Source organism: Rhizobacter sp. P1_G5 (assembly GCF_056405435.1).
Genome location: NZ_JBFUCB010000112.1, coordinates 1 through 13,138, shown reverse-complemented (window position 1 = coordinate 13,138; position 13,138 = coordinate 1). Strand labels below are relative to the sequence as shown.

At 70.5% G+C, this 13,138-nt stretch carries 16 protein-coding genes; 5 read left to right on the top strand and 11 right to left on the bottom strand.

Going from position 1 to position 13,138, the window contains the following annotated elements; all coding sequences use genetic code 11:
* From AC1D12_RS10840 to AC1D12_RS10805, 8 genes are all read right to left on the bottom strand, one after another.
* Window positions 1–845 (bottom strand): branched-chain amino acid transaminase (locus AC1D12_RS10840; protein ID WP_477840382.1); only part of this gene is annotated, 845 nt, incomplete at its 3' end.
* Window positions 846–901: 56 nt separating this feature from the next.
* Window positions 902–1,324: a hypothetical protein gene (locus AC1D12_RS10835; protein WP_477824590.1), complete on the bottom strand. Its 423-nt coding sequence runs from the start codon at window positions 1,322–1,324 to the stop codon at window positions 902–904.
* On the bottom strand, window positions 1,321–2,118 hold the full coding sequence (locus AC1D12_RS10830; RefSeq protein WP_477824589.1) for a metallophosphoesterase family protein: 798 nt from the start codon (window positions 2,116–2,118) through the stop codon (window positions 1,321–1,323). Before AC1D12_RS10830 ends, AC1D12_RS10835 begins: the two co-directional genes overlap by 4 nt.
* A gap of 23 nt (window positions 2,119–2,141) precedes the next feature.
* Window positions 2,142–2,405 carry a DUF6587 family protein gene (locus tag AC1D12_RS10825; RefSeq protein ID WP_465110252.1) on the bottom strand — a complete coding sequence of 88 codons (264 nt, stop codon included), beginning with the start codon at window positions 2,403–2,405 and terminating at the stop codon, window positions 2,142–2,144.
* Between the two features lie 15 nt (window positions 2,406–2,420).
* Window positions 2,421–4,265 (bottom strand): ferrous iron transporter B, encoded by a 1,845-nt coding sequence (gene feoB, locus AC1D12_RS10820; RefSeq protein ID WP_052212607.1) that lies wholly within the window; start codon window positions 4,263–4,265, stop codon window positions 2,421–2,423.
* Window positions 4,262–4,522 (bottom strand): FeoA family protein, encoded by a 261-nt coding sequence (locus AC1D12_RS10815; protein WP_047508431.1) that lies wholly within the window; start codon window positions 4,520–4,522, stop codon window positions 4,262–4,264. The genes feoB and AC1D12_RS10815 overlap by 4 nt, the downstream gene beginning before the upstream one ends.
* Window positions 4,523–4,643: 121 nt before the next feature.
* Entirely contained in the window at window positions 4,644–6,002 is a 1,359-nt protein-coding gene (gene radA / locus AC1D12_RS10810) for a DNA repair protein RadA (RefSeq protein WP_047508433.1), read from the bottom strand.
* Window positions 5,999–6,307, bottom strand: a complete 309-nt coding sequence (locus tag AC1D12_RS10805; protein WP_477824588.1) for a DUF2917 domain-containing protein — start codon at window positions 6,305–6,307, stop codon at window positions 5,999–6,001. The genes radA and AC1D12_RS10805 overlap by 4 nt, the downstream gene beginning before the upstream one ends.
* Window positions 6,308–6,484: 177 nt before the next feature.
* Here AC1D12_RS10805 and AC1D12_RS10800 point away from each other — a divergent pair, with 177 nt between their 5' ends.
* The 5 genes from AC1D12_RS10800 to AC1D12_RS10780 all read left to right on the top strand — a co-directional run bounded on the left by AC1D12_RS10800 (window position 6,485) and on the right by AC1D12_RS10780 (window position 10,963).
* Window positions 6,485–7,945 carry an aminotransferase-like domain-containing protein gene (locus tag AC1D12_RS10800; RefSeq protein WP_477824587.1) on the top strand — a complete coding sequence of 487 codons (1,461 nt, stop codon included), beginning with the start codon at window positions 6,485–6,487 and terminating at the stop codon, window positions 7,943–7,945.
* Between the two features lie 35 nt (window positions 7,946–7,980).
* The gene (locus AC1D12_RS10795; protein WP_477840380.1) at window positions 7,981–8,604 is read left to right on the top strand and encodes a LysE family transporter; all 624 of its coding nucleotides are present in this window, start codon (window positions 7,981–7,983) and stop codon (window positions 8,602–8,604) included.
* Window positions 8,605–8,727: 123 nt separating this feature from the next.
* A complete protein-coding gene (locus tag AC1D12_RS10790; RefSeq protein WP_477840378.1) occupies window positions 8,728–10,224 on the top strand; it encodes a methyl-accepting chemotaxis protein in 1,497 nt (498 codons plus the stop codon).
* A gap of 68 nt (window positions 10,225–10,292) precedes the next feature.
* Complete coding sequence (locus AC1D12_RS10785) at window positions 10,293–10,568, top strand: AbrB/MazE/SpoVT family DNA-binding domain-containing protein (RefSeq protein ID WP_477824584.1); 276 nt, start codon at window positions 10,293–10,295, stop codon at window positions 10,566–10,568.
* Window positions 10,568–10,963 carry a type II toxin-antitoxin system VapC family toxin gene (locus AC1D12_RS10780; RefSeq protein ID WP_477824583.1) on the top strand — a complete coding sequence of 132 codons (396 nt, stop codon included), beginning with the start codon at window positions 10,568–10,570 and terminating at the stop codon, window positions 10,961–10,963. Before AC1D12_RS10785 ends, AC1D12_RS10780 begins: the two co-directional genes overlap by 1 nt.
* A 13-nt stretch (window positions 10,964–10,976) precedes the next feature.
* Here the strand turns inward: AC1D12_RS10780 and arfB are convergent, their stop codons facing one another.
* From arfB to AC1D12_RS10765, 3 genes are read right to left on the bottom strand one after another with little or no spacing between them, the layout of a single operon-like run.
* Window positions 10,977–11,378: an alternative ribosome rescue aminoacyl-tRNA hydrolase ArfB gene (arfB, locus tag AC1D12_RS10775; RefSeq protein ID WP_477824582.1), complete on the bottom strand. Its 402-nt coding sequence runs from the start codon at window positions 11,376–11,378 to the stop codon at window positions 10,977–10,979.
* Window positions 11,379–11,382: 4 nt separating this feature from the next.
* The gene (gene alr / locus AC1D12_RS10770; protein WP_477824581.1) at window positions 11,383–12,483 is read right to left on the bottom strand and encodes an alanine racemase; all 1,101 of its coding nucleotides are present in this window, start codon (window positions 12,481–12,483) and stop codon (window positions 11,383–11,385) included.
* A gap of 35 nt (window positions 12,484–12,518) precedes the next feature.
* A complete protein-coding gene (locus AC1D12_RS10765) occupies window positions 12,519–13,133 on the bottom strand; it encodes a Crp/Fnr family transcriptional regulator (protein WP_477840384.1) in 615 nt (204 codons plus the stop codon).
* Between the last annotated feature and the right edge of the window lie 5 nt (window positions 13,134–13,138).

Sequence of the window (13,138 nt, the reverse complement as noted above, 5' to 3'; positions counted from 1 at the left end):
GTGATGGGCCCGCGCGAGCCGCTGCCGAGCTCGATGCGGTCGAGCTCGCGGATCGGCGTCACCTCGGCGGCGGTGCCGGTGAAGAAGGCCTCGTCGCTGATGTAGACCTCGTCGCGGGTGATGCGCTTCTCGACCAGCTTCAGGCCCAGGTCGTTGCAGATCGCGAAGATCGTGTTGCGGGTGATGCCGTTCAGCGCCCCGGCCGACAGGTCGGGCGTGTAGACCACGCCGTTCTTGATCACGAAGATGTTCTCGCCGGCGCCTTCGCTGACGAAGCCGGAGGCATCGAGCAGCAGCGCCTCGTCGTAGCCGTCCTCGGTGGCTTCCATGTTCGCGAGGATCGAGTTCGTGTAGTTGCTGACCGCCTTGGCCTGCGTCATCGTGATGTTGACGTGGTGGCGGGTGTAGCTGCTGGTCTTCACGCGGATGCCGCGCTTCAGGCCTTCTTCGCCCAGGTAGGCGCCCCAGGACCAGGCGGCGACCATCAGGTGGATCTGGTTGCCCTTCGGGCTCACGCCCAGCTTCTCGGAGCCGATCCAGGTCAGCGGGCGCAGGTAGCAGCTCTCGAGCTGGTTCTCACGCACCACGGTGCGCTGCGCGTCCATCACCTCCTGCAGCGAGAACGGGATCTTCATGCGCAGGATCTTCGCGCTGTTGAAGAGCCGCTCGGTGTGCTCGCGCAGCCGGAAGATCGCCGTGCCGTTGGCCGTCTTGTAGGCGCGCACGCCCTCGAAGGCACCGCACCCGTAGTGCAGCGTGTGGCTGAGCACGTGGATCTTGGCGTCGCGCCAGTCCACCAGTTGCCCGTCCATCCAGATTTTTCCGTCGCGATCGGCCATCGACATGGCAGGCTCCTGTGTGGGGAATGAGGCTGAGGAAATCAGACTGAAAGCAGGCGATTTTACGGATTGGCCGGATCGACCGGGTCCGCGGGGTCCGCCGCAGCCTCGGGAGCGGGCCGCACCAGCGTCCACTTCGCGAGCTTGCCGCCCTTGAACTCCAGCGTGACCTCGCTGCCGCCGTCGTCGGCCCAGGCCCAGGTGTCGCCGTCGGGATCGATCCTGCGGCCGAGGCTGCGCGTCATCGTCACCACCTGCATCATCGTCAGGCCCGCACTCAGCTTCGAGTTCAGCATCACGGTGCTGCCGACGTGGCCGACCGGCGCCTCGCCGGCGTTCTTCATCACGCGCAGCGCGCGGCTGAACTGGATCAGCAGCCAGAACACGATGACCGACGCAGCCATCACGACGCCCTGCCAGCCATAGGCCTGCCACGCTGCCGCCACCGCGATCACCGCGAGGCCCCACCCGACGATTGGATTCATGCGCGCGATGTTACGGGGCGGATCGGGGCACTCGCCTGTGCAGTTTCCACAACGAAGCCGGTTCGCAGCGCGGCGGCCCAGTCCGGGCGGCCGTGTCGATCGGCCCGCTGCGCGGCCGGTTCGGCGTCGTAGGGCACGGCGCGCCATTCGACCTGCCAGCCGGCGGGGCGGCGCGTCAGCAGCGCATAGCGGGCGTGCGGCGTGCCGTTCTCGACGACGTGCGGGTGCGGATGGTCGTCGTCGTAGGCCTGCAGGCCGACGCTGCCGGGGTTGACGACGAGCCGCCCATCCGCCAGCCGCAGCCCACGCGGCACATGGGTGTGGCCGCACAGGATCACACCGTGCGCCACGCCTTGCTGGGCAGCGCCGGCGCGCGCTGTCGCCTCGGCGAGCGTGGCCGGCCGCAGGCCGCCGGGATCGACCGATTCGAGGAAGTAGACGAGGTCGCTGCCGGGCGTGCCGTGGCAGCAGAACACCTCGTCCGACAGCTGCAGCGTGGCCGGCAACCCGGCGAGCCACGCCCGGTGCTGCGGCAGCAGGCGTTCGGCGGCGAACGCATCGGAAGCCCCCATCGCCGCGACATCCGGCACCAGCACCTGGCGCTCATGGTTGCCGCGGATCGTCGGCAGGCCGAGCGCCATCAGCCGCTCGGCGGTCTCGGTGATCCACAGCGGGCCGGACAGGATGTCGCCGAGGTTGACCGCCAGGTCGGCGCCGGTGGTGGCGATGTCGGCCAGCACCGCATCGAGCGCGGGCAGGTTGCCGTGGATGTCGGAGAGGGCGGCCAGTCGCATGCCGCCATTGGACTACGAACCGCTCAGGAACGCCGGTGGATGCGGATCGTCTGCGCCTTGCCGGCCTGCGCCGCCGCGGCCGTCTTCGCGGGCACGTCGCAGCCGTCGCAGCCGCAACCGGCCGGCACCTGCGCGGCGCGCTGCAGGCGTTGCGCGATCGGCGCCGGCCACGACGGCCAGCGGGCGAGGCGCCCGGCGACCGTGCGGCGCAGCGCCGCCGGCATCAGCGCGTTGACCGCGTAGCCGAAGCAGCCGAGGACGATCAATCCGACGATCAGGTCTTGCATGGCGGACCTCCCGGTTCAGGCACCGAGCCACAAGGTGGCGCGGTAGGTGATGAACGATGCGACGTAGGCGAGCGCGAACAGGTAGCCCGCCATGATCAGCGGGTAGCGCCACGAGTTGGTCTCGCGGCGCACCACCGCGAGCGTCGACATGCACTGCGGCGCGAACACGTACCAGGCGAGCAGCGAGTAGGCGGTCGCGATCGACCAGCTCTGCGCGATGACCGGCGCCAGCGAATCGGCCACCTCGCCGGCCGCCGACATCGCATACACCGTGCCGAGCGCACCGACCGCCACTTCGCGTGCGGCCAGTCCCGGCACCAGCGCGATCGAGATCTGCCAGTTGAAGCCGATCGGCGCGAAGATCACTTCGAGCGCGCGACCGAGGTAACCCGCCAGGCTGTACTGGATGGCCGGGCCGGTGGCGCCATCGGGCGGCCCGGGGAAGCTCGACAGGAACCACAGCACCACCGTCAGCGCGAAGATGATCGTGCCGACGCGGCGCAGGAAGATGCGCGCCCGCTCCCACAGGCCGATCGCGAGGTTGCGGACGTTCGGCACCCGGTACGGCGGCAGTTCCAGCATCAGCGGCTGGTAGCTGCTCTTCATCCAGGTGCGCTTGAGCACCCAGGCCACCGCCATCGCCGACAGCACGCCGGCCACGTACAGCACGAACAGCGTCACGCCCTGCAGGTTGAACCAGCCGACGCTGCGCTTCGGCACGAAGGCGCCGATCAGCAGCGCGTAGACCGGCAGCCGGGCCGAGCAGGTCATCAGCGGCGCGACCATGATGGTGGCGAGCCGGTCGCGCCAGTTCGGAATGGTGCGCGTGGCCATGATGCCGGGGATCGCGCAGGCGAAGCTCGACAGCAGCGGGATGAAGGCGCGGCCCGACAGGCCGACCTTGCCCATCACGGTGTCGAGCAGGAACGCGGCGCGCGGCAGGTAGCCCGAGTCTTCCAGCACCAGGATGAACAGGAACAGGATCAGGATCTGCGGCAGGAACACCAGCACGCTGCCGGCGCCCGCGATCACGCCGTCGACCAGCAGGCTGCGCAACGGGCCGTCGGCCATGTGCGCGCTCAGGAACTCGCCGGCCGCGGCCATGCCGTCCTTGATGGCGTCCATCGGCACGTTGGCCCACGAGAACACCGCCTGGAACATCAGGAACAGCAGCGCCGCCAGCAGCACCAGGCCCCACACCGGGTGCATCACCACCGCGTCGATGCGGTGGTTGAAGCGCTTGAACTGCATCGCGCCGGGCACCGCGACCGCCAGGATGCGGCGCACCTCGCGCTGCAGCTCGGGCAGCGTCGGCGTGTCGGCGACGGCCGGCGGCGTCGGCCATTCGGCCTGTTTCTCGAGCTGGGCCAGCAGCGCCTCGTGGCCGCGGCTCTGCACCGCGACGGTCTCGACGACCGGCACGCCGAGCTCGGCCGACAGCTTCGCCACGTCGATCTGCAGCCCGCGCGCGCGCGCCACGTCGGCCATGTTCAGCGAGACGATCATCGGCCGGCCGAGGCGGCGCAGCTCGAGCACCAGGCGCAGGTTCATCGGCAGGTTGGTGGCGTCGACCACCGCGACCAGCGCATCGGGCGCGGCCTCGCCGGCGCGCAGGCCCATCACCATCTCGCGGGTGACCTCTTCGTCGGGCGTGGCCGGCGTCAGGCTGTACGCCCCGGGCAGGTCGATCACCGACACCGTGCGGCCGTTGCGCAGCGTCGCGCTGCCGACCTTGCGCTCGACGGTGACGCCGGCGTAGTTCGCGACCTTCTGGCGCGCGCCGGTCAGCAGGTTGAAGAGGGCCGTCTTGCCGCAGTTCGGGTTGCCGACGAGGGCGATGCGAAGGGCCTCGGCGCTCATGTCGGCAGCCCTTCGACGTTCACCTCGACGCACTGCGCCTCGATCTTGCGCAGCGCGAAGAAGGTCTCGCCGATCTGCACCGCGAGCGGCTCGCGCCCGCCGGGACCGCGGCGCAGCAGTTGCACCGGCTCACCGGGCAGGAAGCCCAGCTCGCTCAGGCGGTGCAGCATCTGCGGATCGGGCGAGCCCTCGGCGCGCAGGCCGATGACGGTGCCACGGGCACCGGCGGGCAGGTCGGAAAGTCGGGGAGCGGTCATACGGGCGGGGGCGGACAAACCAGAGGACGATCACGGCAGGGCGACAGCCGCCCGATGCAAATGATAATAGCTCTTGTTTGGCCCCACGGCGGCCGAGCCCCGTGAGAGGCCTTGCGCAGCGTCAGCTCAAGCTGCGCAGCAGGTCGATCGCCTCCTCGATGCGCTCGACCGGGTGGATGGTCAACCCCTCGATCGCCTTCTTCGGCGCATTGGCCTTCGGCACGACGGCCACGCTGAAGCCGAGCTTCGCCGCCTCCTTCAGGCGCTCCTGGCCGCGCGGCGCCGGCCGCACCTCGCCGGCCAGCCCGACCTCGCCGAACGCGATGAAGCCGCGCGGCAGCGGCCGCCCGCGCAGGCTGCTCTGGATCGCGAGCATCACCGCCAGGTCGGCGGCCGGCTCGCTGATGCGCACGCCGCCCACCGCATTGACGAACACGTCCTGGTCGAGGCAGGCGATGCCGGCGTGGCGGTGCAGCACCGCCAGCATCATCGCGAGGCGGTCGCGGTCGAGGCCGACGCTCAGGCGCCGCGGGCTCGGGCCGCCGGAGTCGACCAGCGCCTGGATCTCGACCAGCAGCGGCCGCGTGCCCTCCAGCGTGACCAGCACGCAGGAGCCGGCCACCGGCTCGCCGTGCGTCGACAGGAAGATCGCGCTCGGGTTCGCGACGCCCTTCAGCCCCTTCTCGGTCATCGCGAACACGCCGATCTCGTTGACCGCGCCGAAGCGGTTCTTGATCGCGCGCACCAGCCGGAAGCTGCTGTGGGTGTCGCCCTCGAAATACAGCACCGTGTCGACGATGTGCTCCAGCACGCGCGGGCCGGCGAGCGCGCCTTCCTTCGTCACGTGGCCGACCAGGATGATCGTGGTGCCGCTGCTCTTGGCCACGCGGGTCAGCTGCGCGGCGCATTCGCGCACCTGGGCCACCGAGCCGGGCGCCGAGGTGAGCTGCTCGCTGTAGACGGTCTGGATCGAGTCGATCACGCAGATCGCCGGCTGCTCGGCATCGATGGTGGCGGTGATCTTCTCGAGCTGGATCTCGGCGACCACGCGCACCTGCGAGCCGTCGAGCCCGAGCCGGCGCGAGCGCAGCGCGACCTGCGCGCCGGATTCTTCGCCGGTGACGTACAGCGCCCGCATGTTGCGCGACAGCGCATCGAGCGCCTGCAGCAGCAGCGTGGACTTGCCGATGCCGGGGTCGCCGCCGATCAGCACGACGCCGCCGGCGACGATGCCGCCGCCGAGCACGCGGTCGAGTTCATCGATGCCGGTGGGCTGGCGATCGACATCGGAGGCCTCGATCTCGGACAGCGTGGCGACCGGCTGCGCGCCGGCCAGCGATTGGTAGCGGTGCTTCGACGGCGCCTCGGCGACGCCTTCGACCAGCGTGTTCCAGGCGTTGCAGTGCGGGCACTTGCCCAGCCACTTGGGGCTGGTGCCACCGCACTCGCTGCAGGTGTAGACGGATTTGGGTTTGCTCACCCCGCGACTGTAGCGGGGGGCCGGCGGCGGCCCGCGAGGCGCTGCCACCACGGAGCCGACGGCAGCGCCGCCGCGGGCGCGAACAGGCGCAGGTTCGCGCCCGACTCCGCCTCGATCAGCGCCAGCGCCCCACGGCGCAGCGCGAGCGTGTCGCCGGCCGCCAGGAAGTGGTCGTCCGCGTCGCCGCTCTGCGTGACCCACACGCGGCCGGCCAGCACCTGCAACTCGACCGTGCGGGCCGAGCGCCAGCGGTGCAGTTCGCCGGCGGCGAGTTGCAGATCGAGGGTGTGGAGTGGGGTGGTCATGGGGGTCCTGCCGTGAATTCCTCAGGGCACCAGTGTTCCGGCAAGCCCCGTCGCCCACCACATCCAGAACAGCGTGAACTGCACCGTCACAGATGCCCGCTGCGTCGACTGTGCTGGTGACAACTGCCCGGATCTGTACCTGTGCCGTCCCACCGGCCACGGCGACAATCGTCTCCCATGGAAGAGGCCCTGCTCGACGCCGACGCGCTGCTGACGCTGTTGCCACAGTCACCGCTGTACCAGGCAGTGGCCGGCGGGCTGGAGAAGGCCATCACCTGCGGCAGCCTGCGCAGCGGCGACCGGCTGCCGTCGGTGCGGCAGCTGTGCCAGCAGCACGGCGTCAGCGCCTCCACCGCGACGCTCGCCTACCGCTGGCTCGAGAACCGCGGGCTGGTCGAGGCCCGGCCCAAGTCGGGCTACTTCGTCGCGCCGCGCCCGCAGCCGCTGCCCGAACCCGAACTCGACGCCCGCATGAGCAAGGCCGATTTCGTCACGCCCGACGGGCTGACGCGCCAGTTCCTGCTCGTCGCGAACGAGCCCGGCGCGATGCCGTCGTTCCGCGTGCAGGCCGGCCGCAGCCTGCTGCCCGAAGCCAAGCTGCGCCAGCTGACGGCCAGCATCAACCGCCGCCACCCCGAATACGCCTCGCGCGTCGAAAGCAGCGGCAGCCCGGCGCTGCGCCGCGAGATCGCCCGCCGCGCGATCCACAGCGGCGTGCGCCTGCACCCCGACGAGATCCTGCTGACCAACGGCGGCATGGAAGCGATGCACCTCGCGCTGCGCGCGGTGGCGAAGGCCGGCGACACGATCGCGATCGAGTCGCCGACCTATTTCATGCTGCTCGACGTGATCGAGAGCCTGGGCATGCGTTCGATCGAGATCCCGTCGCACCCGCGCGACGGCCTGTCGATCGAGGCGCTGGACCTCGCCACGCGCACGCCCGGTGCGGTGCGCGCCTGCGTCGTGATCCCGAACTTCCAGAACCCGGTCGGCAGCCTGATGCCGACCGAGAACAAGCGCCGCCTGGTCGCGCTGGCCGCCGAGCGCGGCTTTCCGGTGATCGAGAGCGACATCTACGGCGAGCTGCACTTCGGCGACGAACGCCCGCCGGTGCTGAAGAGCTTCGACACACGCGACGACGTGATCCTGTGCTCGGCCTTCACGAAGGCGGTGGCGCCCGGCTACCGCGTCGGCTGGATGGCGCCGGGCCGGCACCTGCGCGAATGCCAGTCGATCAAGTTCCGCACCTCGTCGCCCGGCGTGCAACTGCAGCAGGAGGTGATCGCCGAGTTCCTCGCCGACGGCGGCTACGACCACCACATGCGCCGGCTGCGCGCGTCGCTGAAAACCCAGGCGCAGGCGATGGCCGATGCGATCGCGCGATACTTCCCGCCCGGCTGCCGGCTGAGCCGGCCGCGCGGCGGGCTCGCCCTGTGGATCGAGCTGCCGCCGCAGGTGGATTCGCGCAAGGTCTTCGAGCTGGCGTGCCGCGAACTGATCGGCGTGGCGCCGGGGGCCACCTTCACCTGCAGCGCGCGCTTCAACCATTTCATCCGGCTGCACTACGGCGACCCGTGGACGCCGCTGCTCGAGACACGCCTGAAACGGCTCGGGCAGATCATCATCGAACAACTCTGACGCCTCTTTCGCGCTTTTCCCCCGAGACACACGACATGGACTTCTCCCTCTGGCTCGCCTTCTTCGCCGCCGCCTGGGCCATCAGCCTGTCGCCGGGGGCCGGCGCCGTCGCCGCGATGAGCGCCGGCGTCAACCACGGCTTTGCGCGCGGCTACTTCATGACCTTCGGCCTCGTGATGGGCATCTGGACCCAGGTGCTGGTGGTGGGCCTCGGGCTCGGCGCGCTGATCGCGGCCTCGAGCCTCGCCTTCGCGGCGGTGAAGTGGCTCGGCGTCGGCTACCTGCTGTGGCTGGGCATCAAGCAATGGCGCGCGCCGGCGCAGYCGATGGTCGCGGCCACCGGCGAGGCGCAGGTGACGCGGCGCACCCTGGTGCTGCGCGGCTGGATGGTCAACGCGGTGAACCCGAAGGGCACGGTGTTCCTGCTGGCCGTGGTGCCGTCGTTCCTCGACATCACCCGGCCGCTCACCCTGCAATATGCCGTGATCGGCGCGACGCTGATGTTCACCGACCTGGTCGTGATGGCCGGCTACACGGCGCTGGCCGCACGGCTGCTGCGGCTGCTGAAGTCGCCGACGCAGATCCGCGCGCTGAACCGCCTGTTCGGCAGCCTGTTCGTCGCCGCTGCGGCGTTGTTGGCACTCTTCAAGCGCGCCTGATCCCCCGCGGTTTGCACGCGGCGCGGCGCGGCCTGTACGATCGCCCGACCRCCCGGGCCGACCGGGTGGCAACACCACGAACACCACGGGGGGCGGATGGACGTGCATCGCAGTGGGGGGCCGATGGGCCTGGGGATCGCCGCATTCGGCAGGCTGGGGCTCGGCGCGAAGCTCTCGCTGCTGGCCGTCGGCTGTGCGCTGCTGGGGGCCGCCGCACTCGGCGCCTGGGTGCAGCAGCACGGCTGGACGCACTGGGGCAGCCTCGCGCTGATCACCGTGGCGCTGCTGCTGGCCTACGTGCTGATGGCGCTGTACCTGCAGATGGCCGGTGCGCTGGGCGCGCTCGAATCCGCCGTGTCGCGCATGAAGCAGGGCGACCTGTCGCGCCGGATCGAGATCCGCGGCGAGGATGAATTCGCCCGCATCGGCGCCGCGCTCGATGCCGTCAACGAGACGATCTCCGGGCTGGTGGCCGACATCCGCAGCAGCTCGCTGCTGGTCACGGCGGCCACCACCGAGCTGACGACCGACACGGCCGACCTGTCGAGCCGCACCGAGCAGCAGTCGGCCAACCTGGAGCAGACCTCGGCCAGCGTGCAGCAGCTCGATGCCACGGTGCGCCAGAACGCGAGCGATGCCCGCGAGGCCGAGGCGCTGGCCGCGCGCGTGCACGGCCTGGCCGGCTCGGGCGGCGGCGCGATGCGCGAGGCGGTCGACTCGATGCATGCCATCAAGGCCGGCTCCGAGAAGGTCGGCGACATCATCGGCGTGATCGACTCGATCGCGTTCCAGACCAACATCCTCGCGCTGAATGCCGCCGTCGAGGCGGCACGCGCCGGCGAGCAGGGCCGCGGCTTCGCGGTCGTCGCGGCCGAGGTGCGCGCGCTCGCACAGCGCAGCGGCGAGGCGGCGCGCGAGATCAAGGCGCTGATCGAGCAGTCGGGCGCCGAGACCGCGAGCGGCGTCGGCCACATCGACCGGGTGAGCGGCGTGCTTTCGGAGATCGTCGGCGGCATCGCCGAACTCACCGGGCGGATGGGGCGCATCACGTCGGCCGTCGGCGAGCAGAGCGACGGCCTCGCGCAGGTCTCGCAGGCGATGACGCAGCTCGACACGCTGACGCACCAGAACGCGCAGATGGTCGGGCAGACCTCGCGCGCCTGCGCCAGCCTGGTCGAGCGGGCGCGCCAGCTGTCGGCGGCGGCGGGCGGTTTCCAGCTGCGCCAGGGCACGGCGGACGAGGCGCAGGCGCTGGTGCAGCGGGCGATCGCGTACTACAACGAACGCGGCGGTGCGGCGGCGCTGCCCGGCATCACCGAACCGGGCAACGGGTTCTCGGACCGCGACATGTACGTCTTCGCGTGGGACCGACAGCTCGTGTACCACGCGTTCGGCGGCAAGCCGGCCAACGTCGGCAAGAGCGCCAAGCAGATCATCGGCACCGACGTGACGAAGCTGACGCAGGACGTGTGGGCCGCTGCCGCGGCCGGCGGCGGCTGGGTCGACTACGACTTCCTGAACCCGGCCAACGGGCAAGTGCTGCCGAAGACCTCGTACATCGTGCCGGTGGCGCAGGACCTGGTGCTGGGGTGCGGGATCTACAAGACCCGGCGTGCCTGATTGGATTCCCGTCGCATTCCTTACGGCATTAGAATGTAAGGAATCATCGACGACCGAGGTTCTCCGTCATGTATGCCACGCTCACCAGCAAAGGTCAGGTCACGGTCCCGAAGGAGATTCGTGACCGGCTCGGCCTCGATGCCGGCTCGACCCTGGATTTCCAGGTGCTGCCGGACAACACGATCACCGCTCGGCACGTAACGGCCGACGCCCGTCGGGTCCGCGGCATCCTGAAGTCGCCGCATGCCGGACCCCTGACCGTCGAGGAGATGGACGACGGCATTGCGAAGCACCTGCGCGACAAGCACGCGCCTGCAGTGGGTCGCCCCAAGACGCCTCGTTGATGATCGGCATCGACACGAACATCCTCTTGCGGCTGTGGCTCAACGACGATCCGGTGCAGGGCGAGCGGATCGACGCGCTGCTGGCCGAGCACGGCAGCGTTCCGGGTTCGCTGCTGGTGACCGACGTCGTGCTGGCCGAAGCGGTGTGGACGTTGCGAACAGCGTATTCGCAGGACAAGGCGGCGCAATTGACGGCCGTGCGCAGCTTGCTGGACGAACCGGCTTTCGCATTCGAAGACCGCGACACGATCGGGCGCGCGGTGACGCTGTTCGAGAGCGCACCCTGCGGCTTTGCGGATTGCCTGGTGGTCGCCAGGCATGCGCATCACGGCTGTGACTTCACGGCCACCTTCGACCGCGGCATGCGCAAGCTGCCCGGCGTGCGCGTGCCGTGATGCGGACATGTCGTCAGACATCGCGCACTTTCCCCCGCGAGCTTTTCAAGTCGCCGCGCTGAGACTTCCCCTCGAGCCGCCGCTTCTGCGACCCGCGCGTCGGCTTGGTCGCTCGCCGCGGCGGCGCCACCACGGCCACGCTGTCGACCAGCTGCTGCAGGCGCTGCAGTGCATCCTGGCGGTTCATGTCCTGGCTGCGCGAGGTCTGCGCCTTGATCACGACGACGCCGTCGCCGGTGATGCGCTGGTCGGACAGCGCGAGCAGCCGCTCCTTCAGCGGCTCGGGCAGCGACGACGCACGGATGTCGAAGCGCAGGTGCACCGCGCTCGACACCTTGTTGACGTTCTGCCCGCCCGCCCCCTGGGCGCGGATCGCGCTGAACTCGACCTCGGCGGGATCGACCTGGGGCGTCACGGCATCAGGGCACGGCGTGCGTCGGCACCCGCTGCGCGAGCGCGCACATCAGCTCGTAGCCGATCGTGCCGGCCGGCCGCGCGACCTCGTCGATCGACAGCACGCTGCCATGCGGGCCGCGCCCCCACAGCGTGACCTCGCTGCCGACGCCCGCTTGCGGCAGCGGCGTCAGGTCGATCGTCAGCATGTCCATCGACACCCGGCCGACCAGCGCGCAGCGCACGCCATCGACCAGCACCGGCGTGCCGGCCGGCGCGACGCGCGGGTAGCCGTCGGCATAGCCGCAGGCGGCCACGCCGATGCGCATCTCGCGCTCGGCGGTGAACGCGCTGCCGTAGCCGACGGTGTCGCCGGGCTTCAGCGCCTGCACGCCGATCAGCCGCGAGCGCAGCGTCATCGCCGGGCGCAAGTCCCAGTCGGCGATCGTCTTCTCGGGGTGGTCGGGCGACGAGCCGTACACCATGATGCCGGGGCGCACCCAGTCGGCCCGCACGCCCGGCTGCGTCGCCGCGAAGCGCAGCGTGGCCGCACTGTTGCTCAGCGAACGTTCGCCATCGAGGTCGGCGGTGGCGGCGTTGAACACCGCCACCTGCGCCTCGATGCCGCGCGGCCCGTCGGCATCGGAGAAGTGCGTCATCAGCGTGATCGCGTCGACCTGCGGCAGGTTCGACAGCCGCAGCCACGCGGTGCGGAACGCCGCAGGCGTGAAGCCGAGCCGGTTCATGCCGGTGTTCATCTTCAGGAAGACATGGTGCGGCCAGGTCGTCTTGTGCATCGCGAGCCAGTCGATCTGCGCCTCGTGGTGCACCGTGTGCCACAGGTTCAGGCGCGAGCACAGCTCCAGGTCGCGCGCTTCGAAACAGCCCTCGAGCAGCAGGATCGGCCCGCGCCAGCCCATCGCGCGCACCCGCTCGGCCTCGGCCAGGTCGAGCAGCGCGAAGCCGTCGGCGGCCTGCAGCGCGCCGTACACCCGCTCGACGCCGTGCCCGTAGGCGTTCGCCTTGACGATCGCCCAGACGCGCGCATCGGGCGCGCAGGCACGGGCGCGCTGCAGGTTGTGGCTCAGGGCATCGCTGTGGATCAGCGCTTCGATCGGACGCGGCATGCGCCGATTCTGCCAGCGGCGCGCGGGCCTGCCGGCTACCAGCGCGCGGGCAGCGGCCGCTTCAGCACGATCTGCGTGCGGCTGACCGCGATGTGCCCGCCGGCGTCCAGGTCCTTCAGCAGGCGGCTCACCATCTCGCGCGAGCAGCCGACGCGGCTCGCGATCTCCTGGTGCGTCAGCCGTTCGCGGATCACGTGCGTGCCGTCGGGCTGCACCTCCGCCAGGTCGGTCAGCAGCTGCGCGACGCGGCCGTAGACGTCGAGCAGGGCCAGGCTGCGCGCACTGTGGGTCGCCAGGCGCGCGCGGTGGATCACGCGCGAGATCAGCTCGAACGCGAACTCCGGCCGCTCGGCGATGTGCTGGCGCAGCGTGTGCCGCGTGACGACCGAGCACACCGTGGGTTCGAGCGTGATGACCGAGGCCGAGCGCGGCCCGCCGTCGAGCGACATCTCGCCGAGGTACTCGCCCGGGCCGTAGACGCCGTAGACGATCTCGCGGTCGCGCTCGTCGATCGAGAACGCCTTCACGCGGCCCGACAGCAGGATGAACAAGGTGTCGCCGTGATCGCCTTCCTGGATCAGCAGCACGCCCTTGCGATAGCGTCGCTGCTCGCCCCGGGCCGAGAGCAGGCCCAGGGATTCGGACAGCAGGGGGG

Bases quoted from the DNA above. Each gene is read 5' to 3' on its own strand.
- AC1D12_RS10815 (WP_047508431.1), bottom strand. From the start codon at position 4,522: ATGACCGCTCCCCGACTTTCCGACCTGCCCGCCGGTGCCCGTGGCACC.
- AC1D12_RS10800 (WP_477824587.1), top strand. From the start codon at position 6,485: ATGGAAGAGGCCCTGCTCGACGCCGACGCGCTGCTGACGCTGTTGCCA.
- AC1D12_RS10830 (WP_477824589.1), bottom strand. From the start codon at position 2,118: ATGCGACTGGCCGCCCTCTCCGACATCCACGGCAACCTGCCCGCGCTC.
- AC1D12_RS10825 (WP_465110252.1), bottom strand. From the start codon at position 2,405: ATGCAAGACCTGATCGTCGGATTGATCGTCCTCGGCTGCTTCGGCTAC.
- feoB (WP_052212607.1), bottom strand. From the start codon at position 4,265: ATGAGCGCCGAGGCCCTTCGCATCGCCCTCGTCGGCAACCCGAACTGC.
- AC1D12_RS10785 (WP_477824584.1), top strand. From the start codon at position 10,293: ATGTATGCCACGCTCACCAGCAAAGGTCAGGTCACGGTCCCGAAGGAG.
- AC1D12_RS10790 (WP_477840378.1), top strand. From the start codon at position 8,728: ATGGGCCTGGGGATCGCCGCATTCGGCAGGCTGGGGCTCGGCGCGAAG.
- alr (WP_477824581.1), bottom strand. From the start codon at position 12,483: ATGCCGCGTCCGATCGAAGCGCTGATCCACAGCGATGCCCTGAGCCAC.
- AC1D12_RS10805 (WP_477824588.1), bottom strand. From the start codon at position 6,307: ATGACCACCCCACTCCACACCCTCGATCTGCAACTCGCCGCCGGCGAA.
- AC1D12_RS10835 (WP_477824590.1), bottom strand. From the start codon at position 1,324: ATGAATCCAATCGTCGGGTGGGGCCTCGCGGTGATCGCGGTGGCGGCA.
- AC1D12_RS10780 (WP_477824583.1), top strand. From the start codon at position 10,568: ATGATCGGCATCGACACGAACATCCTCTTGCGGCTGTGGCTCAACGAC.